21 protein-coding genes are annotated in these 19,360 nt (G+C 72.2%); 16 read left to right on the plus strand and 5 right to left on the minus strand.

The features are described from left to right. The first annotated feature begins 165 nt into the window (after positions 1-165). The gene (locus ACPPVT_RS07155; RefSeq protein ID WP_426566319.1) at positions 166-3,105 is read left to right on the plus strand and encodes a M36 family metallopeptidase; all 2,940 of its coding nucleotides are present in this window, start codon (positions 166-168) and stop codon (positions 3,103-3,105) included. Positions 3,106-3,141: 36 nt separating this feature from the next. Here the strand turns inward: ACPPVT_RS07155 and ACPPVT_RS07160 are convergent, their stop codons facing one another. From ACPPVT_RS07160 to thiO, 4 genes are read right to left on the minus strand one after another with little or no spacing between them, the layout of a single operon-like run. Beyond that, on the minus strand, positions 3,142-3,495 hold the full coding sequence (locus tag ACPPVT_RS07160) for a DNA polymerase ligase N-terminal domain-containing protein (RefSeq protein ID WP_426566320.1): 354 nt from the start codon (positions 3,493-3,495) through the stop codon (positions 3,142-3,144). A 17-nt stretch (positions 3,496-3,512) separates the two neighbouring features. Beyond that, positions 3,513-4,307, minus strand: a complete 795-nt coding sequence (locus tag ACPPVT_RS07165; protein WP_426566321.1) for a thiazole synthase — start codon at positions 4,305-4,307, stop codon at positions 3,513-3,515. Position 4,308: 1 nt separating this feature from the next. Beyond that, positions 4,309-4,512 carry a sulfur carrier protein ThiS gene (gene thiS, locus ACPPVT_RS07170; RefSeq protein ID WP_426566322.1) on the minus strand — a complete coding sequence of 68 codons (204 nt, stop codon included), beginning with the start codon at positions 4,510-4,512 and terminating at the stop codon, positions 4,309-4,311. Beyond that, entirely contained in the window at positions 4,509-5,729 is a 1,221-nt protein-coding gene (gene thiO / locus ACPPVT_RS07175) for a glycine oxidase ThiO (protein WP_426566323.1), read from the minus strand. The genes thiS and thiO overlap by 4 nt, the downstream gene beginning before the upstream one ends. A gap of 122 nt (positions 5,730-5,851) precedes the next feature. Here thiO and thiE point away from each other — a divergent pair, with 122 nt between their 5' ends. From thiE to ACPPVT_RS07225, 10 genes are all read left to right on the plus strand, one after another. Then, positions 5,852-6,526, plus strand: coding sequence for a thiamine phosphate synthase (gene thiE, locus ACPPVT_RS07180; RefSeq protein WP_426566324.1), 675 nt, complete (start codon positions 5,852-5,854; stop codon positions 6,524-6,526). A gap of 30 nt (positions 6,527-6,556) precedes the next feature. After that, positions 6,557-8,101, plus strand: coding sequence for a bifunctional hydroxymethylpyrimidine kinase/phosphomethylpyrimidine kinase (thiD, locus tag ACPPVT_RS07185; protein ID WP_426566325.1), 1,545 nt, complete (start codon positions 6,557-6,559; stop codon positions 8,099-8,101). Between the two features lie 139 nt (positions 8,102-8,240). Then, on the plus strand, positions 8,241-8,549 hold the full coding sequence (rplU, locus tag ACPPVT_RS07190; RefSeq protein ID WP_426566326.1) for a 50S ribosomal protein L21: 309 nt from the start codon (positions 8,241-8,243) through the stop codon (positions 8,547-8,549). A gap of 46 nt (positions 8,550-8,595) precedes the next feature. Further along, positions 8,596-8,850: a 50S ribosomal protein L27 gene (rpmA, locus tag ACPPVT_RS07195; protein WP_345717777.1), complete on the plus strand. Its 255-nt coding sequence runs from the start codon at positions 8,596-8,598 to the stop codon at positions 8,848-8,850. Between the two features lie 104 nt (positions 8,851-8,954). Next, positions 8,955-10,529, plus strand: a complete 1,575-nt coding sequence (gene obgE, locus ACPPVT_RS07200; RefSeq protein ID WP_426566327.1) for a GTPase ObgE — start codon at positions 8,955-8,957, stop codon at positions 10,527-10,529. A gap of 19 nt (positions 10,530-10,548) precedes the next feature. Further along, positions 10,549-11,685, plus strand: coding sequence for a glutamate 5-kinase (gene proB, locus ACPPVT_RS07205; RefSeq protein WP_426566328.1), 1,137 nt, complete (start codon positions 10,549-10,551; stop codon positions 11,683-11,685). 15 nt (positions 11,686-11,700) lie between these two features. Then, positions 11,701-12,072 carry a hypothetical protein gene (locus ACPPVT_RS07210; protein WP_426566329.1) on the plus strand — a complete coding sequence of 124 codons (372 nt, stop codon included), beginning with the start codon at positions 11,701-11,703 and terminating at the stop codon, positions 12,070-12,072. Positions 12,073-12,113: 41 nt separating this feature from the next. Next, a complete protein-coding gene (locus tag ACPPVT_RS07215; RefSeq protein WP_426566330.1) occupies positions 12,114-13,436 on the plus strand; it encodes a glutamate-5-semialdehyde dehydrogenase in 1,323 nt (440 codons plus the stop codon). Positions 13,437-13,455: 19 nt separating this feature from the next. After that, positions 13,456-13,815 carry an MmcQ/YjbR family DNA-binding protein gene (locus ACPPVT_RS07220; protein ID WP_426566331.1) on the plus strand — a complete coding sequence of 120 codons (360 nt, stop codon included), beginning with the start codon at positions 13,456-13,458 and terminating at the stop codon, positions 13,813-13,815. 63 nt (positions 13,816-13,878) lie between these two features. Next, positions 13,879-14,571 carry a class I SAM-dependent methyltransferase gene (locus ACPPVT_RS07225; RefSeq protein ID WP_426566332.1) on the plus strand — a complete coding sequence of 231 codons (693 nt, stop codon included), beginning with the start codon at positions 13,879-13,881 and terminating at the stop codon, positions 14,569-14,571. Here ACPPVT_RS07225 and ACPPVT_RS07230 read toward each other — a convergent pair. Further along, positions 14,511-15,491: a glycosyltransferase family 2 protein gene (locus ACPPVT_RS07230; protein WP_426567082.1), complete on the minus strand. Its 981-nt coding sequence runs from the start codon at positions 15,489-15,491 to the stop codon at positions 14,511-14,513. The two genes, ACPPVT_RS07225 and ACPPVT_RS07230, sit on opposite strands and share 61 nt — an antisense overlap. Before the next feature lie 225 nt (positions 15,492-15,716). Between ACPPVT_RS07230 and ACPPVT_RS07235 the strand changes: the two genes are divergently transcribed. The 5 genes from ACPPVT_RS07235 to ACPPVT_RS07255 all read left to right on the plus strand — a co-directional run bounded on the left by ACPPVT_RS07235 (position 15,717) and on the right by ACPPVT_RS07255 (position 19,322). Beyond that, the gene (locus ACPPVT_RS07235) at positions 15,717-15,872 is read left to right on the plus strand and encodes a hypothetical protein (protein WP_426566333.1); all 156 of its coding nucleotides are present in this window, start codon (positions 15,717-15,719) and stop codon (positions 15,870-15,872) included. Between the two features lie 50 nt (positions 15,873-15,922). Further along, the gene (gene nadD, locus ACPPVT_RS07240; RefSeq protein WP_426567083.1) at positions 15,923-16,504 is read left to right on the plus strand and encodes a nicotinate-nucleotide adenylyltransferase; all 582 of its coding nucleotides are present in this window, start codon (positions 15,923-15,925) and stop codon (positions 16,502-16,504) included. Positions 16,505-16,507: 3 nt separating this feature from the next. Further along, a complete protein-coding gene (locus ACPPVT_RS07245) occupies positions 16,508-18,217 on the plus strand; it encodes an LCP family protein (protein ID WP_426566334.1) in 1,710 nt (569 codons plus the stop codon). A gap of 77 nt (positions 18,218-18,294) precedes the next feature. Beyond that, a complete protein-coding gene (gene rsfS, locus ACPPVT_RS07250) occupies positions 18,295-18,681 on the plus strand; it encodes a ribosome silencing factor (protein ID WP_426566335.1) in 387 nt (128 codons plus the stop codon). Continuing rightward, positions 18,678-19,322, plus strand: coding sequence for a histidine phosphatase family protein (locus ACPPVT_RS07255; RefSeq protein ID WP_426566336.1), 645 nt, complete (start codon positions 18,678-18,680; stop codon positions 19,320-19,322). The genes rsfS and ACPPVT_RS07255 overlap by 4 nt, the downstream gene beginning before the upstream one ends. The last annotated feature ends 38 nt before the right edge of the window (positions 19,323-19,360 follow it).

Genomic DNA, 19,360 nt, shown 5'->3' on the forward strand with positions numbered 1-19,360 from the left:
TGCCGCGATCTACGTTGTCGCCGTGCCCGGCTGCGTCAAAAAAATCCGTCTAGATCGTGATATTCGGAAGTCTTGTGTCTTTACGGAGGCAATGGCAACATTCGGGCGGCCCCACGCCGTCGGGACAAGGCTCGGCGCGGGGGCTCGTCGAAACGGGGGCAGGGCATGGCGCCTGCAGTACGGCATCGGACGACCATCCTGGTCGCGGCGGGAGCACTGGCCGTCGGCACAGCACTAGCGGCACCAGGGGCCGCCGCGGCCGCTGGAGGCTCGGGTGGGTCGGCGACCCAGACGTCCGGCGTCCACGCAGGTCAGAGCAAGGTCGATCCGAACGCCGACGTCGACATCCGCGTCCCTGCCACCTCCGCCGAGCGCGAGGTGGCGACCCAGCGCGAGGCCAAGGCGGCCGCGCGTCCCGACGTCCGGTCGCTGAAGGCGTCCCTCGGTGCCCAGGGTCTGGTGGACGTCGACGGACTGACCGGCACGCCCCGTCAGGTCGCCCGCGTCGACGGTTTCCTCACCGCACCCAGCTCGGCCAAGGCCAGTGACATCGCGCTCGGCTACGTGCGCGGCAAGAGCGAGGTGTTCCGGCTGTCCTCGACCGACCTGGCGAACCTGCGGCTGAGTCGGGACTACGTAGACATCGCCGGCACCCACCACCTGACGTGGGTGCAGACCTCGGGCGGGCTGGACCTCTACGGCAACGGCCTGAAGGCGAACGTCGCCAAGGACGGTCGGCTGATCAGCGTCCTCGGGTCGCCAGTGCCCGGCCTGGCCGCACCCTCGGCACTCTCCTCGCCGAGCCTGGCCAGCAGCCGGTCGGCGATCGGCTCGGCCCGCAAGGACCTCGGCGACAGCGCCGCTGCGGAGGTCGGCGACTCGGCCAAGCAGGTCCTGTTCCAGACCCCGGGCGGCACCCGCCGTGCCTGGCAGGTCATCACCATGGGCTCGGCCAAGCCGTCCGTGCACGTGCTGGACGCGGAGACCGGCCGCATCCTGTACCGGGCCTCGCTGAGCTCGGATGCGAACGGCCCGTCGACGCCGGCCGCCCCGGCCGCCAAGGGGGCGAACCTGAACGCCCTGATCTTCGACAACTTCCCCGGCGCCCCGCGAGGCGGTACGGCACGCAAGGTGTCGATGAACCGTCCGGGCTGGTTCACCACGGGAGCCACCACGCTTACGGGTAACAATGCGCACACCTACACGGACGTCAACGACGACAACGCTCCGCAGGCCTCGGAGGAGGTCAACAGCCAGGGCGGCCCGAGCTTCCGCTTCACACTGGTCCGCGCCTTCCCGGCCGGTCAGCCGTGCGACATCTGGATCTGCACCTGGGACCCGGAGACGGCGAACTCGTGGGCGGCCAACCGTCAGCGGACGGCCACCAACAACTTCTACCTGGTGAACCTCTATCACGACCACCTGGCCAAGGCGCCGATCGGCTTCACCGAGGCGGCCGGCAACTTCCAGCTAGTGAACGCCAGCGGTCAGGGTCTGGGCGGCGACCCGCTCCAGGACGAGCCGCTGGACGGGGCGTCCACCGCAGCCGGCCTGCCGGACGGTGACCACATCGACAACGCCAACATGAACACCCCGCCGGACGGTACCTCGCCGCGGATGCAGATGTACCTGTTCCACGAGCCTGGCACCACCTACCCGGCCGAGGACCCGTTCATCGCGGTCAGCGGCGCCGACGAGGCCGACGTCGTGTTCCACGAGTACACCCACGGACTGTCCAACCGGTTGGTCACCAACGCCTCCGGGGTCGGCGCCCTGCGGTCGGCGCAGTCCGGTGCGATGGGTGAGGCGTGGTCCGACTGGTACGCCTTCGACCTGCTGGTCGACCAGGGCTTCGCCAAGGACACCGCCGCCGACGGTGACCTCCGGGTCGGCGACTACGCCGGTGCCGGGGTCGACGTCGTCCGCACCCAGCCGCTGGACTGCCCGGTCGGCAGCGAGTCGCCCAAGTGCCACGGCCGGCCGAACGCCGGTCAGGGCGGGTACACCTATGGGGACTTCGGCAAGATCAGCAGCCGTGGCGCCGAGGTGCACTCGGATGGCGAGATCTGGGGCGAGACGCTCTGGGACGTCCGCAGCAAGCTGGGGTCGAAGCTCACCGAGTCCCTGGTGACCCGCGGCATGGAGCTGTCGCCGCCCGAGCCCTCGATGCTCGACATGCGCAACTCAATCCTGCAGGCCGACACGGTGCTGAACGGCGGCTCACACCTGAAGACTTTGTGGAAGCTGTTCGCCACCCGAGGGATGGGCTACTTCGCGGCCGCCACCAGTGGCGCGGACACCGCGCCGGTCGAGGACTTCCAAGTCCCGCCGACCGGTGCGCCGAACGCGAGCCTGGACGGCGTCGTGACCACCGCGGGAACCACCACGCCGGCCGCCGGCGTGACGGTCTTCTTCGGCGGCCACGCGTCAGGGTTCGCCGGCGATCTGGCGGCCGTCACGGACGCCCAGGGTCGGTACCTGATCACCGGGTTCTTCCCCGGCCGGTACGCCGACGTGGTCGCCGGTGGTCCCGGCTACCTGCCGCAGGTCCGCACGTTGTCGCTGCACCAGGGTCGCAACACGGTGAACTGGTCGGCGGTGCGCAACTGGGCTCAGGCGGCTGGCGGCGCCAGCATCACCGAGACCAACGACGACACCGGTGCGCCGTTCGGTTGCGGTGCCGCGGCGCTGATCGACGGCAACCAGGGCGTCGGCTGGTCCGCCTTCCTGCCCGGCCCTGGGCAGGATGTGCACGCGGTCGTCCAGCTGCCGACGTCGGTCAACGTCTCGTCGGTGCAGGTCGACCCGTCCGGCACCTGCGGTGACGACATCTCGGCGTCCACCGGCGACTACCGGTTCGAGACGTCGACGGACGGGACGACTTGGACGGTGGCCGCGACCGGGCACTTCACGCCGGCGCAGATCCACACGCTGGCCAACGTACCGCTGGCGGCCGGCTCGACGGCCGGGGTGCGGTTCGTGCGGCTGGTGCTGCTCGGCACCCAGACCGGTGACTTCGGGGTCGACTGCACGACCGTGGTCACCTCGGGCTGCGTCTTCATCGACGCGTCCGAGCTGGTGGTGCAGGGCACGCCGGCGACCTGACGACCTGGCCCAGCGGGGCGTGCCTGGCGGACTTCGTCAGGCACGCCCCGGCTGGTCCTTCGTCAGGTGCAGCAACCAGTCCTTGTCGGTCCGGATCAGCGCGTACCGGCGGGCGTCCTGCTGTCCGTGCAGCACGAGCACGATGCGCCGCTCCGTCCGGGACTCCTCCTGCCACCAGCCGATGTCGGCGATCGACTTGTCGGCGTCGGTGTAGGTGAGGTGGTCCAGCTCGTGGTCGGGTACCGCGACGGCCAGCCGGTTGCCGGACGACGTCGGCGGTAGGCCGCGGGGCAGCGCCCACGAGCGCAGCACCCCGCCCTCCTCCAGCCGCAGGTCGAAGTGGTGCCGAGGCTTGTGGTGCTCGTGCAGCACGAACGCGGGGCGGTCCACACCCCCAGCCTGCCCGCTCAGCCGTCGATCCGCCCGACCGGCGTGGACGACGCGAGCGCCGACCACCGCGGGGTGATCCGGCCGGCGCGGTAGGCGGCCCGTCCGGCGCGGACGGCGTCCCGCATGGCCTGTGCCATCAGCACCGGTTCGGCGGCCCGGGTCACCGCCGAGGCCACCAGCACCGCGTCGCAGCCCAGCTCCATCGCCCGCGCGGCCTCGCTGGCCGTGCCGATCCCAGCGTCCAGCACCACCGGCACGGTGGCCTGCTCGACGATCAGCGCGACGTGGTGCGGGTTGAGGATGCCCAGCCCCGAGCCGATCGGGGCGCCGCCGGGCATGACCGCCGCGCAGCCGACGTCCTGCAGGCGCAGCGCGAGCACCGGGTCGTCGTTGGTGTAGGCGAGCACGACGAAGCCGTCGCGGACCAGCTGCTCGGCCGCATCCAACAGCTCGACCGGGTCAGGCAGCAGCAGCCGGTCGTCGCTGACCACCTCGAGCTTGACCCAGTCGGTGCGGAGCAGCTCGCGGCCCAGCCGCGCGGTCAGCAGGGCCTCGGCCGCCGTGCGGCAGCCGGCGGTGTTCGGCACCACCCGCAGGCCCCGCTGGCGCGCGACGTCCAGCACGGACGACGGGGCTGTCCCCGGGTTGCCCGCCACGGTCTGCACCCGGCGAAGTGCCACTGTGGTCAGCTCGGTCTCGGAGGCATGCAGCGCGTCGTCCAGCGCGGTCAGGCTGGCCGCACCCCCGGTGCCCAGCACCAGCCGTGACCCGAGCCGCTCGCCGGCCACGCGCCAGCCGTCGTCCGGCGCCATGTCAGCCACCCTGCACCGCGGTGACGACCTCCACGATGTCGTCGGCGGCCACAGCCGTCGCGTCCCAGGCGCTGCGCGGCACGACCTCACCGTTCACCGCGACCGCCACCCCGCCGGACCGGCCGGCCAGCGAGTGCACGAGCTCGGTCAGGCGGCTGCCCGCGACGTCGCGCTCGACACCGTTGACCTGCGCGGACGTGCTCACGAGCTGGCCTCCTGAAGGGCTGGGTGCGTACTGCGGGCGAAGCGGTTCGGGTCGAAGGGGCTCCACAACGCGGACGCCGCACCGCCGGCGACCCGGCCAACCACTTCCTGTGCGGTGAGCTCGCTGAGCAGCAGGCCGTTGCGGTAGTGGCCGGTGGCCAGCAGCACTCCGGGCGCGGCCCAGCCGAGCAGCGGTCCGTTGTCCGGGGTGCCTGGGCGCAGGCCGGTCGCCGTCTCGGTCAGCGTCAGCTCGTCCAGCACCGGCAGCACCGCGGTGGCGTCGTCGAGCAGGCCGCGGACGGCGCCGGCCCGGACGTCGAGGTCGAAGCCCTCGTGCTCGGTGGTCGCGCCGACCACGACCTCGCCGTCGGCGCGCGGCACCAGGTAGACCTCGCGGCCGTGCACCAGCGCGCGCACCGTGCGGGTCAGGTACGCGGTGCTCGGACGGGCGCCGCGCGGTCGCAGACGCAGGATGTGTCCCTTGACCGGGACGACGTGCGGCTGTGCGTGCGCGGGCAGCCCGGTCACCTGCGCGGACCAGGCACCAGCGGCCAGAACCGCTGTGTGGCAGGCGATCCGTCGTCCGTCGTCGAGCACGACGCCGTGCAGCCGGGTGCCGTCGCGGTCGAACGAGCAGGCTCGCCCGCGAACGACCTCGACGCCGGCGGCCGCGACCGCCTCGCGCAGGGCGGTCAGCAGCTGGCGGTTGTCGACGGACAGGTCGTCGACGGCCAGCACGCCCGAGCTCGCCGAAGTGCTCAGGAACGGCTCGGCCCGTCGAAGTGTGCGGCCGGAAAGCTGCTCGGTCGCCAGACCGAGGCCGTTGCGGAAGGCGGTCAACCGATCCAGCGCGAGCCGGTCGTCCGGGTCGAGGCCGACAGTGAGCGTGCCGTGGCTGCGCTGCTCGACCGGGCCGTGGCCGCTGCCGGCCAAGTCAGCGACCAGGGCCGGGAAGCAGCGAAGAGCGGCCAACGTGAGCCGGGCCAGGCCCTCCTCACCGAACGAGGCCTCGCTGACCGGTGCGAGCATCCCGCCGGCCACCTGGCTCGCGGCCGGCCCACCGTCGTCCAGCAGCAGGACCCGGTGGCCCGCCCCGGCCAGCCGCCAGGCGCAGGTCAGCCCGATCACCCCGGCGCCGATGACCGCGACCCGCCCCGCTGCCGGGCGCCGCATAGCATCCATCGCAGCGCCCACCACGTCGCCCATCACGTCGCCCACCTCGAACTCCCTTCGCCGGCATGACCCGGAGCAGGTTCTACGGTCGGAGCGGCGTGCTCCCTCTCAGCCCGGCAGGGCTCCCGTGTCGTCCCGCACATCCTAGGGGTGGTTGGATCGTCGCCGTGACGAGGACGCGCGAGCAGCGACTGCAGCGGCTCGCTGAGGCCACGCTGTACCTGTGCACCGACGCGCGGTCCGAGCCCGGCGACCTGGCCGAGTTCGCAGAGGCCGTGCTGGAGGCTGGCGTCGACGTGATCCAGTTGCGGGAGAAGGGATTGGAGGCCGCAGACGAGATCGCCGCCCTCGAGGTGCTCGCCCGGGCCTGCCACCGGCACGACGCCCTGCTGGCGGCCAACGACCGGGCGGACCTGGCGCGAGCGGTCGGCGCCGACCTGCTGCACCTGGGCCAGCGTGATCTGACCCCGGCACTGGCGCGGGCCGTGGTCGGACCGGACGTGCTGATCGGCCGCAGCACACACGAACCCGCGCAGGCCGCTGCGGCACAGGACGATCCTGAGGTCGACTACCTGTGCGCCGGGCCCATCTGGGCCACACCGACCAAGCCCGGACGTCGCGCGGTCGGCCTCGAGTACGTCGCGCAGGTCGCGTGGGCCGCGCCAACGAAGCCGTGGTTCGCGATCGGCGGCATCGACCTCGAGCGGCTGCCGCAGGTGATGTCCGCAGGTGCGCAGCGAATCGTGGTCGTCCGGGCGATCGCCGCGGCGGACGACCCCGGGGCGGCGACGCGGATGCTACGGACCGCACTGAAACCCCCTGTGCCGCATGGTCTAGGGTGACCGACCGGGGCTACGAAGGGATCGACCGGCATGCCGCACGCCGTCCAGCAGGCCGTCCTGAGCATCGCCGGAAGCGACCCCAGCGGGGGAGCGGGCGTCCAGGCCGACATCAAGACCATCAGCGCGCTGGGCGGCTACGCCATGGCCGCGTTGACCGCGCTGACGGCGCAGAACACCCAGGGAGTTCGCTCGCTGCACGTGCCCGATCCCGCGTTCGTCCGTGAGCAGCTCGACGCGGTCAGTGACGACGTCCGGATCGACGCGGTGAAGATCGGCATGCTCGGCACGGCGGGGGTCGCGGAGCAGGTCGCGGCGTGGCTGGGCGAGGTCCGCCCGCCGCACGTGGTGCTGGACCCGGTCATGGTCTCGCGCAGCGGGCACCGGCTGCTCGACGCCGACGCGGTCCGCACGATCCGGGACGAGCTGTGCCCGGTGGTCGACCTGGTCGCCCCGAACCTGCTCGAGCTGGCCGACCTGCTCGAGGTCGCGCAGGCGGTCAGCTGGTCGGACGCGCTCGCCCAGGGCCGGGCGTTGGCTGGCGCGACAGGCACGCGCGTGCTGGTCAAGGGCGGCCATCTGGGCGGTCCCTGCAGCCCTGACGCACTCGTCGAGCCGGACGGGCAGGTGCATGAGCTGCCGGGTGATCGGGTGCTGACCCGCAGCACGCACGGCACCGGCTGCACGCTGTCCGCCGCGCTGGCGACGCTGCGCCCGGTGCGCGCGGACTGGCTGACCGCCGCGCGGGACGCGAAGGGCTGGCTGGCTGCGGCCATCGCCGCCGGGGACCAGCTGCGGATCGGCAGCGGCCACGGCCCGGTTCACCACTTCCACGCCTACGGCGGCGCGGGTGCGAACGGCAAGCCGAGCTTCACCGACCAGGTCTGGTCGCAGACCGCGCAGGTGCGTGCCGCGATCGACGAGCTGCCGTTCGTCCGCGGGCTGGCCGACGGCACCCTGCCGGACGCAGCCTTCCGCGAGTACCTGCGCCAGGACGCGCTGTACCTCGAGCAGTACGCACGGGCGCTGGCGACGCTCGCGGCCATGGCGCCCACGACGGACGAGCAGCTGTTCTGGTCGGGCAGCTCGCAGGAGTGCCTGCAGGTCGAGCGCGCGCTGCACGAGTCGTGGGTGGACGTCCCGCACTCGGACGGTGCGGACGGTGCGGACGACGCGCACGACGGCGCCTCGGCGTCGGAGCGCTGGGTCGAGCCACCGTCGGCGTCGGCCGCCTGCACGGCGTACACGTCCTACCTGCTCGCCGTCGCGCATCGCGGGGAGTACGCGGAGCTGGTGGCCGCCGTCCTGCCGTGCTTCTGGGTGTACGCCGACGTGGGGGAGCGGCTGCAGGTCGCCACCTCGGGCCGGACCGAGCACCCCTACCGACAGTGGATCGACCAGTACGGCGACCCCGAGTTCGCGGTTCGCACGCAGTGGGTCCGCGACCTCGCCGACCGGCTGGCCGAGCAGGGCGGCCCGGACCGACGCCTTAAGATGTCCCAGGCGTTCGCCACCGCGACCCGCTACGAGTGGATGTTCTGGGACTCGCCCTGGCGGGGTGAGCACTGGCCGGTTTGACCCACCCCCGTGGTGCTGCGGTAGTCTGAACAGTCGGTGCGCCGCGTGCGCGCCTCCCCGAGTGCGTGCCAGTGCGACCCCGGTCGCTTCCGGTTGGTCGTGCCCGGTCCCCCCGAACGACGAGAGAATTGAGCTTCAGGTGTACGCGATCGTCCGCGCTGGCGGCCGTCAGGAGAAGGTGTCCGTCGGCGACATCTTGGTCATCGACAAGATCGACGGCAAGGCCGGTGACACCATCGAGCTCGCCCCGCTCCTGCTCGTCGACGGCGCGACCGTGACCAGCGACGCCAAGAAGCTCGCCAAGGTCAAGGTCACCGCCGAGTTCGTCCAGGCGGAGAAGGGGCCGAAGATCACGATCATGAAGTTCAAGAACAAGACCGGCTACCGCAAGCGCCAGGGTCACCGCCAGAAGCTCACCCGCGTCAAGGTCACCGGCATCGAGGCCTGAGCCCCGGCTCGGCCCGACAGACACCTCATCACAAGGCAGGCACCTCATGGCACACAAGAAGGGCGCGTCGTCCACGCGCAACGGTCGTGACTCCAACTCGCAGCGCCTCGGCGTGAAGCGCTACGGCGGCCAGGTCGTCGGCGCGGGCGAGATCATCGTCCGTCAGCGCGGCACGCACTTCCACCCGGGCGACGGCGTCGGCCGTGGCGGCGACGACACGCTGTTCGCGCTGGTCGAGGGTGCGGTCACCTTCGGCACCAAGCGTGGCCGCCGCGTCGTCAGCGTGCTCCCGCCGGCCTGACCGGCCGCACCAAGAACTCTCGCGAGGGGGTGGGCCGATGACGGCCCACCCCCTCGCGGCATGTCCAGCCCAGTTCGTGAACGCCTAGACCACAGGAGGCAGCGATGACGTCGTTCGTCGACCACGTTGTGCTCCATGTCTCCGCCGGCGACGGCGGCAACGGGTGCGCGTCGATCCACCGCGAGAAGTTCAAGCCGCTGGGCGGCCCGGACGGCGGCAACGGCGGACGCGGCGGGGACGTCGTCCTCGTCGTCGACCCGAGCACCACGACGTTGCTCGACTACCACCACAGCCCGCACCGCAAGGCCGGCAACGGCAAGCCGGGCGCCGGCTCGCACCGCAGCGGTGCCGAAGGCGGGGACGTCGAGCTCGCGGTGCCGCTGGGCACCGTGGTCAAGGGCGCAACCGGTGACGTGCTGGCCGACCTGGTCACCGCAGGAGAGCGGTACGTCGTTGCTCGCGGTGGCCGCGGCGGACTGGGCAATGCGGCGCTGGCGTCGGCGCGCCGCAAGGCACCCGGGTTCGCCCTGCTCGGTGAGCCCGGCGACGGCGGGGACGTCGTGCTCGAGCTCAAGTCGCTCGCCGACGTCGCGCTGGTCGGCTACCCGAGCGCGGGCAAGTCCAGCCTGGTCGCTGCGATGTCCGCCGCTCGACCCAAGATCGCCGACTACCCCTTCACCACGCTCGTGCCGAACCTGGGCGTCGTCCAGGCCGGCGACGTGCGGTTCACGATGGCCGACGTGCCCGGACTGATCCCGGGGGCCAGCGAGGGCAAGGGCCTGGGCCTGGAGTTCCTGCGGCACGTCGAGCGCTGTTCGGTGCTGGTGCACGTGATCGACTGCGCCACGCTCGAGCCCGGCCGCGACCCGCTGACCGACCTGGACGTCATCGAGTCCGAGCTGTCCGCGTACACGATCGACGAGACGCTGGGCGGCCGGCCGCTGCACGAGCGGCCGCGGGTCATCGTGCTGAACAAGTCCGACGTGCCGGACGCCGTCGAGCTGGCCGAGATGGTGCGTCCCGACCTGGAGGCGCGCGGCGTCGCCGTGCACGTGGTCAGCGCAGCCACCCACCAGGGGCTGCGCGAGCTGGGCTTCGCCCTTGCCGCGATGGTGACCGCGGACCGTCAGGCCCGGGTCGTCGAGGTCGCTCCGCGGGTGGTGCTGCGGCCCAAGGCCGTGGACGACACCGGCTTCGAGGTCGTCGCCGAGAACGGGCCGGACGGCCCGCGATTCCGGATCGTCGGCGAGCGCCCTGCGCGCTGGGTGCGGCAGACCGACTTCGGCAACGAGGAGGCCGTCGGCTACCTCGCGGACCGGCTGGCCCGGCTCGGGGTCGAGGACGAGCTGTTCAAGAAGGGCGCCACGCCGGGTGCGGAGGTGCTCATCGGGGTCGGTGACGAGGCCGTCGTCTTCGACTGGGAGCCCACCATGGCCGCCGGTGCCGAGCTGTTGGCCGGACCGCGCGGCACCGACGTCCGGGTGTCCGGGGACGACGTCCGGCCGACCCGCGCAGCCAAGCGCGAGTCGCTGGAGCAGCTTCGCTCGGCCCGAGAGCACGCCCGGGATGAGCTCGCCGCCGAGCGCAGCGCCGGCCAGTGGACCGACCCCGAGCTCGGGGCCGACTCCGCGCCGAGCCCTGAGCCCAGCCCCACGTCCGACCGGGCCGAGGACGACTAACCGTGCTGGCCGGGCAGCGATGAGTGGCTCCGCCGCGTCCCTGCGGCAGCGTTCCGACCTGTCCTCCGCCGGCCGGGTCGTGGTCAAGGTCGGGTCGAGCTCGCTGACCAGGCCGGACGGCAAGGTGGACGACGAGCGGGTGACGGCCCTGGTCGAGGCGCTGGCCGCTCGGCGGTCCGCCGGCGCCGAGGTCGTGCTGGTCAGCTCCGGCGCCATCGCCGCCGGATTGGACCCGCTCGGCCTGCCGAAGCGCCCTCGCGACCTGGCCACCCAGCAGGCCGCCGCCAGTGTCGGTCAGGGTCTGCTGGTCGCCCGGTACACGGCCGCCTTCGGGCGCCACGGCATCGGTGTCGGTCAGGTCCTGCTGACCGCCGAGGACGTCATCCGACGGACCCACTACGTCAACGCCCGGCGCACCCTGTACCGGCTGCTCCAGCTCGGCGTCGTCCCCGTGGTGAACGAGAACGACACGGTCGCCACCGACGAGATCCGGTTCGGTGACAACGACCGGTTGGCGGCTCTCGTCGCCCACCTGGTGCACGCGGACGCGCTGGTCCTGCTGACCGACGTGGACGCGCTGTACGACCGTGCGCCCAGCAAGGCTGGCGCCAGGCGGATCGAGCTCGTCGACGGGCGGGCAGACCTCGAAGGGGTCTCGTTGGGGTCCACCGGCAGCCGGATCGGCACGGGGGGGATGGTGACCAAGGTCGAGGCCGCGTCCATCGCGACCACCGCCGGCATCGCCACCCTGCTGACCAACGCCGAGCAGGTCGCCGACGCGCTGGCCGGCCGTGACGTCGGCACCTGGTTCGCGCCGACCGGGTCGCGGCGGGCCAGCCGGCTGCTCTGGTTGGCGCACGCCACCCGGGCGCGCGGGCGGCTCGTACTGGACGACGGCGCCGTGGCCGCAGTGGTCGAACGCAGGATGTCTTTGCTGCCTGCCGGACTCGTAGGTGTCGAAGGCGACTTTTCGGCCGGAGATCCGGTAGACCTGTGTGATCAAAAGGGCCACGCGGTGGCCCGCGGACTGGTGAACTATGGAGCAGGGGAGCTACCCGGGCTGCTGGGTCGTTCCACGCGTGAGCTCGCCCGCGAGCTCGGACCTGCGTACGAGCGCGAGGTCGTCCACCGGGACGACCTGGTGCTGCTGCACTGAGAGTGGGAGGGCCCGGTGGCGAAAGCCGTCGAGTGGACGTCGAAGAGTGGGCTGCCCTTGTGGCACGTCACCCTGACGGTTGCCGGGGAGTCGGTCCCAGGTGACCTGCTGCGTCGCGCCCTGGAGTGTCTGGTGCACGAACGGCCGTTCATGCTCGCCGTCCGATACTCCGCAGACCGAGCCGAACTGCGCTACTGGGACGAGGCGGAGGACGTCGATGACGCCGCGGCCCTGGCGCTGCGGATCTGGGGCGATCACCGCGCCAGCTGCGGGCTGCCGCCCTGGCGGGTCGTCGGCGTCGAGGTGATCGACCGCGACACCGTGCACGTGCGTGGTGTCGAGCGCCCGCAGACCCCGCTGATCACCGCCGGCGTCGCCCCGCTCTGAGCGGCTGTCCGGGGCCGAGCCGGGCCGCGTAGCCTGAGCGCATGGCCATCACTCCCGCCGAGTCAGAGCTGCGCGCGCCGGCCGCCGCGCCGGACGCTGACGAACCGCAGGACGTCCTGGCTGCCTGTGCCAGGGCCAAGGCCGCCAGCCGGGCGATCCGCACCCTCACCCGGGCGGACAAGGACGCCCTGCTGCTGGCCATGGCCGACGCCCTGCGGGCGGATGTCGCGTGCATCGTCGCGGCGAACGACGAGGACGTCGCGCGCGGACGTCGCGCGGGCCTGTCCGAGGGGCTGGTGGACCGGTTGCGGTTGGACGCCGAGCGGGTGGCCGGGGTGGCGCAGTCGCTGCAGGACCTGGCCGCCCTGCCGGACCCGGTGGGTGAGGTGGTGCGCGGCGAGCGGCTGGCCAACGGGCTGGAGGTGCGCCAGACCCGGGTGCCGATGGGCGTCGTGGCGATGGTGTACGAGGCTCGGCCGAACGTGACCGTGGACGCCGCCGGGCTGGCGCTGAAGAGCGGCAACGCTGTGGTGCTGCGCGGTGGATCCGCTGCCGCACAGTCGAACCGGGCCCTCACGGCGGTGCTGCGCGACGTGCTCGCCCAGGCCGGCCTGCCACCGGACGCGGTGACCTTGCTGGACGGCGGGGGCCGCGAGGCGGTGCACCAGCTGATGACGGCCCGCGGCCTGGTGGACGTGCTGATCCCGCGCGGCGGGGCCGACCTGATCCGCACCGTGGTGCAGGGCTCGACCGTGCCGGTGATCGAGACCGGAGTCGGCAACTGCCATGTCTACGTGGACGCGGCGGCCGACCTGGAGCGCGCCCTGGCCATCACGCTGAACTCCAAGACGCACCGGCCGAGCGTGTGCAACGCCGCCGAGACCCTGCTCGTCCACCAGGCCGTGGCCGGCTCGTTCCTGGGCACCGCGCTGCCGGTGCTCGAGGCGGCCGGCGTCACGGTGCACGGCGACCCCGACACGGTGCGCGCCGGGCGGGAGGTCGGCATCGACGTCCTCGCGGCCGACGACGAGGACTGGGCGCGCGAGTACCTGTCGCTGGACCTGGCGGTCCGAGTGGTCGACAGCCTGGACGACGCGCTGGCGCACATCGCCCGCTGGTCCAGCGGCCACACCGAGGCGATCGTCACCCAGGACCTCGCGGCCAGTCGCCGGTTCGTCGCCTCGGTCGACTCCGCGGCGGTCATGGTCAACGCCTCGACCCGGTTCACCGACGGGGGCCAGCTCGGGCTGGGTGCCGAGATCGGCATTTCGACCCAGAAGCTGCACGCCCGTGGACCGATGGGACTGGCGGAGCTGACCACCACGACGTGGGTCGTCAGCGGCGACGGTCACGTCCGGGACTGAGCCGGATCGAGGAGGAACCGTGGCGACTTTCGAGGAGCTGCGCTCGATCGCGATGGCACTGCCGCAGACCACCCAGGTCGAGGGGGACCCGCTGTTCCTGGTCGCCGGCAAGCAGTTCGTCTGGACCTGGCGCGAGCGGGTGCACCCGAAGAAGACGAAGGTGCCGCGACCCGAGGTGCTGGCCGTTCGCGTTCCCGACCAGCAGGACAAGGCGGCCCTGATCAGCAGCGACCCCACGGTGTTCTTCACCGAGTCGCACTACGACGGCTACCCGATCGTGCTGGTCAGGCTGCCGCAGATCGGCCTCCCGGCACTGACCGAGGTGGTCCAGGACTCCTGGCGTTGCGTTGCGCCGCCGGAGCTGACCGGCACCGCCTGACCCTGCCCGGATCACCGACCTGCGTTCGCTCCGCAAGCTGGCCGGCTGGCAGGATGGGCTCCCGTGGAGGCAACAGAGGTTCGCAAGCTGGCCGAGCTCGAGGACGCGCACTGGTGGTACCGCGAGCGAAGGGAGCTGCTGGCGCGCGAGCTGCGCGGCGTCCGTCCCGGGGTCGCTCTGGACGTCGGCGCTGCGGGTGGCGGCAACACCCGCGTCCTGCGTGACCACGGTTGGCGCGCGACCGCTCTGGAGTACGGCGAGGAGGGCGCCGGCGTCGCCCTCGAGCGCGGCCTGGCCACCGTGCGCGGTGACGCGACCGCGCTGCCGGTGGCGGACGGCAGCTTGGACCTGGTCGTGGCCTTCGACGTCCTCGAGCACATCGAGGACGACGACAGCGCGGTGCGCGACGTACGGCGGGTGCTGCGTCCCGGTGGGCACTTCTTCGTGGCCGTACCGTGCGACCCCAGGCTCTGGTCGGCGCACGACGAGGCGGTCGGCCACGTGCGGCGCTACACCCGCCCAACGCTGACGTCCCTGTTGGTGCGCAACGGTTTCACCCCCGGACCGGTCCGCTCCTGGAACGTGCTGCTGCGTCCGGTGGTGGCACTGCGTCGCCGGTCGAGCTCGGGCAGCGACCTGCAGGACATGCCGTCGTTCGTCAACCACGGCCTTCGCGCGGTGATCACTGCCGAGCGCTACCTGCCGGTGCGCTCGCTGCCGGGGGTCTCGCTGCTGGTGTCCGCCCGGCGCCCCTGAGCGTCGTCGTCGCCGGCGACCCTGGCCGGGCCGCCGGGTGGGCCCTCGGGGGCGAGCGAGTCGTAGGCCACGAAGTAGGACGGCCGACCTTGCAGCTGGGTGTAGATCCGGCCGACGTACTCGCCCAGCATGCCCAGGCAGAGCAGCTGGACGGCACCGACCGCAGACACGACGACGAAGGTGGACGTCCAGCCGGGGGCGGTGTGGCCGGTCAGGAACGAGACGAAGGCGAACAGCAGCAGCAGCAGAGCCGTCAGTCCGCCGACGATGCCGAACCACGTCGCCAGCCGCAGGGGTGCCGTGGTGAAACCGGTGATCGAATCGACACTTAGGCGCAGCATCTTCACGAACGGGTACTTGGACTTGCCGGCCGCCCGCACGTTGCGCTCGTAGCCCACGTTGTCACTGGGGAAGCCCAGGGCCGGCACGACCAGTCGCAGCACCCGGTGGTGCTCGGGTAGCAGGTTGACGGCATCCACCGTGGCCCGGCTCATCAGCCGGAAGTCGCCGGCGTGGGAGGGGCCGCTGCTGGTCACCATGCGTCCCATCACCCGGTAGAACAGGTCGGCGGTGTTGCGCTTGAACATCGAGTCGGTCCTACGGTCGGTCCGCACTCCGTAGACCACGTCCACCAGCTGGCCACGGGCCTGCGCGAGCATCTTGGGGATCGTCTCGGGCGGGTCCTGCAGATCGGCGTCGATGCTGGCCACCCAGTCCCCGCGGGCCCGGGCGAGGCCGGCGGACAGGGCTGCCTGGTGGCCGCTGTTGGCGCGCAGTCGGACCACCCGAGTCTGTGGCCACTCCCGCCGGATCCGCTCCAGCAAGGCCGGCGTCGCGTCCGTGCTGCCGTCGTCGACGACCAGCACCTCGTAGCTCTCACCGATCCCGTCGAGCACCGGACGCAGCCGGTCCACGAACATCGTCAGCACCTCTGCCTCGTTGTACGCGGGCACGACGACGCTCAGCAGGGGCGTGGCAGGCGGGGTCACGTCACGGCCTTCGCTTCACTCGGCGGTGGGGGCTCCCACCCTAGGACGGTTGGCGCACACCGTAGCGTCGGTGGTGCCGCGTTCGCGCAGAACCTGACGTCTGCCAAACTGTTGGCGAGCGGCGTACCGCCGAGCGCATTGACGAAGGAGCCCCTGATGTCGCAGGCCCTGCTTCTGGCCGCAACGACGCCCGAGCACCACACGGAGCTGCCTTTGCCTCCGATCATGTACGGCGTGATCGCGATCACCACGTTCGTCGCGCTGCTGGGCCTGGTCTGGACGTTCCGGGGCAACTCCAACAAGCACCACTGAGCCGCGGGCGAGCGGTGGTGCAGGACGGCGGTCGGCGCCGGCTCGGGGTGATGGGCGGCACCTTCGACCCCATTCACCACGGGCACCTCGTCGCCGCCAGCGAGGTGGCCAGCGTCTTCGGGCTCGACCAGGTCGTGTTCGTGCCGACCGGCCAGCCCTGGCAGAAGGGCGACCGAGCGGTCAGCACCTCTGAGCTGCGCTACCTCATGACGGTCATCGCGACCGCGTCCAACCCTGGTTTCACCGTCAGCCGGGTGGACGTCGACCGTCCGGGTCCCACGTACACGATCGACACGCTGCGTGACCTTCGTCACGAGTACCCGGACGCCGACCTGTTCTTCATCACGGGGGCGGACGCGCTGGCCGAGATCCTGTCCTGGAAAGAGGTGGACGAGCTCTTCGAGCTCGCACAGTTCGTCGGCGTGACCCGCCCTGGGCACGAACTGAGCGGGGCGGGGCTGCCCACGGCCCGCGTGAGCCTGCTCGAGGTGCCCGCTATGGCCATTTCGTCCACAGCCTGCCGAGAGCGCGTGCGGACCGGCGAACCGGTCTGGTACCTGGTTCCGGACGGCGTCGTGCAGTTCATCGGAAAATATAGGCTCTACCGAACGGGTGAATCTGCCGAGAGATAGATCGTGGCAGATCTGCTCGTCTCCAGCGACGACACCGACCGTCCCTGGCACCGTGACCTGTCGGACTCCGACGGCAGCCCTCGGGGCGCCGCGGCCGACCAGCGCGGTGCCGCGCCCGACGCTGCCCTGGAGCAGTCGGGAGAGCTCGTCCCACAGACGGGCGGAATCGCCCTGGCCGACGTGCCCGAGTGGGTCGTGGAGCGGGTCGACCGCGTGACGTACCCGACCCGGATGGCCCGCCGCCGGGCGATCGAGGCCGCGCAGACCTCGAACACCTGGCAGCCGGACCCCTGGATCACCCCGCCGGTGCTCAACCAGCTCGAGGACGAGCTGAGCCGAGTGCTGGGCCGCCGGTACGAGCCGCTAGCCCCGGCGGAGCCAGCCGTCGAGCCCGAGCCCGTCGAGCCCGAGGCCGTCGAGCCCGAGGCCGTCGAGCCCGAGGAGTCGACCCAGCCGATCCGGACCGACCCGCCGGTCCCCGCCCATCGCACGTCGCCCGGGCTTCCCGACCTGCTGCCCTCGGTGGCGCGCTCGCAGCGCGGCGCCCGCCGGCGCAGCAAGCGGCGCCGCGTGGTCGCCGTCGCGATGGCGACCGTCGCGGCCGTCGCCACCCTCGCCGGCTCGATCGTCGTCGTCACGCACGGCGGGGGCGACTCGGGACAAGACGCGGCCGCCACCTCGGCGGCGCCGACCCAGCAGGTCGTCGCGCTCGGTCTGGCCTCCGGCGGCCAGCTCACCGGCATCTCCTTGCTGGCCAGCGGACCTGGCGGGGCCGAGCAGGTGCTCGTGCCCAGCCAGCTGCTGCTCGACGTGCCCGGCGCCGGCCGGATGCCCGTCTCGCGCTCCCTGGCGCCCGGCGCCTCCGCGCCGGGCGCGGCGGTCGCCGACGCCCTGGACATCCGCGTCGCCGGCACCTGGGTGCTGGACAGCTCGGCCCTGGCCACCCTGGTGGACAGTGTCGGCGGGGTGACCGTGGACGTCGATGTCGACGTCGCGAAGGGGCCCGCTGAGGGCGCCGCGATCATCGTGAGCGCCGGCCCACACGTGAAGCTCAACGGCTCGCAGGCCGCCGCGTACGCGCAGCTTCTCGTCGGCGACGAGCCGGAGGCATCTCGGCTGGCCCGCCAGGAGCGGGTCGTCACGGCGCTGCTGACGGCTCTGCCGCAGGACGACAACCAGCGGCGAGCCTTCCTGGTCGGCCTCCCCAACGCGCCGAAGGCTGACGTGCTCCAGGCAGTGCTGGCCGTGACCGGTGGTCTGCGCGAGGCGGCGGCCAGCGATGCACTCCCCTCGACCGTGCTGCCGGTACGCGACATCGACACCGGTGGCGACGTGACGGCCTACGGGCTGGACGACGCCGCAGCGGCCAAGCTGGTCAGTGCCCGGCTGGCGGGTGCCGCGATCCCGGTCCCGGCCGGTGGACGCCTGACGGTCCTGGTGCAGAACGGCAACGGCGCGCCCGGGCTGGGCGACTCGGCCCGCTCGAAGCTGGTTGCCGCCGGCCTGAAGTACATGGGCGGCGGCAACGTGGACGGGTTCGGCGTGGCGCAGACCGTGGTGCTGATCCCGGACAGCTCCTCGGAGCAGCGCGCCAAGGGGCTCTCGGTCGCGCGGGCGCTCGGCCTGTCGGACTCGGCGCTTCGGATCTCCGACTCCTCGCCGTCCGTCGCCGACCTCGTCGTCATCCTGGGTGCGGACTTCCGTCGCGACTGACCCCGCCCGGATCATGAGAGGCTAGGGGCCGTGCGCGACCGGGCCCGGTCGCGTCTTCATCCTTGCAAGGAGTACCGGTGCCAGCCTCCGAACGCGCTCGCGAGCTCGTGCTCGCCGCAGCACACGCGGCCGCGGACAAGCTCGCCACCGACGTCGTGGCGATCGACGTGAGCGACCAGCTCTTCATCACCGACGCGTTCCTGGTTGCCTCGGCGCCGAACGACCGGCAGGTCAACGCCATCGTCGACGCGGTGGAAGAGGCGCTGCGCGCCGTCGACGCCAAGCCGCTGCGCCGCGAGGGCGAGCGGGACGGCCGGTGGGTGCTGCTCGACTATGCGGACGTCGTGGTGCATGTGCAGCACGACGAGGAGCGCACGTACTACGCGCTCGAGCGGCTGTGGAAGGACTGCCCGCTCATCGAACTGCCAGAGGAGGCGCGCGGCCGGAAGCGGTCGAGCGAGTGAGTTCCGGGCGCCAGGTGCTGCTGCTGCGGCACGGGCAGACCTCGTGGAACGCCGCCGGCCGGTTCCAGGGCCAGACGGACATCGACCTGGACGACGTCGGCCGCCGCCAGGCCGACCGGGCCGCCAAGCACCTGGCCCGGCTCTCGCCGTCCGCGATCGTGTCCTCCGACCTGCGCCGTGCGCAGGACACCGCCGCTGCGCTGGCGCAGCGAACCGGCCTGGACGTCGCCACCGACCAGCGCCTGCGCGAGGTCTACGCCGGGTCCTGGCAGGGTCTGGTGGCCAGCGAGATCGACGCCGCCACGCCGGAGCTGCGCCGGGCCTGGCGGTCCGGCGAGGACGTCCGGCCAGGCGGCGACGGCGAGACCCGGGTCGAACTCGGCCAGCGGGTCGCCGAGGCGGTGCGTGAGCACGTCGGGCGGGTCCAGCCGGGGCAGCTGCTGGTCGTGGTGACGCACGGCGGCTCGATCAGCAACGGCGTGCAGACCCTGCTCGGGGTGCCTCGCGAGCACTGGCCGGTCGTGTCCGGTGTCGGCAACTGCCACTGGACCGTGCTGGACGAGCTGGTCGCGGGACGTTGGGTGCTGAGCGAGCACAACGCTTTCTCGCTGCCCGAGGACGTCGTCGGCGACGAGTCCTGACCCCGATTTGGAAGACCCGCCGGTGGTCAGGCTAAACT

It is taken from the genome of Angustibacter sp. McL0619 (genome assembly GCF_049994355.1).
In the GTDB taxonomy this organism is placed as follows: domain Bacteria; phylum Actinomycetota; class Actinomycetes; order Actinomycetales; family Angustibacteraceae; genus Angustibacter.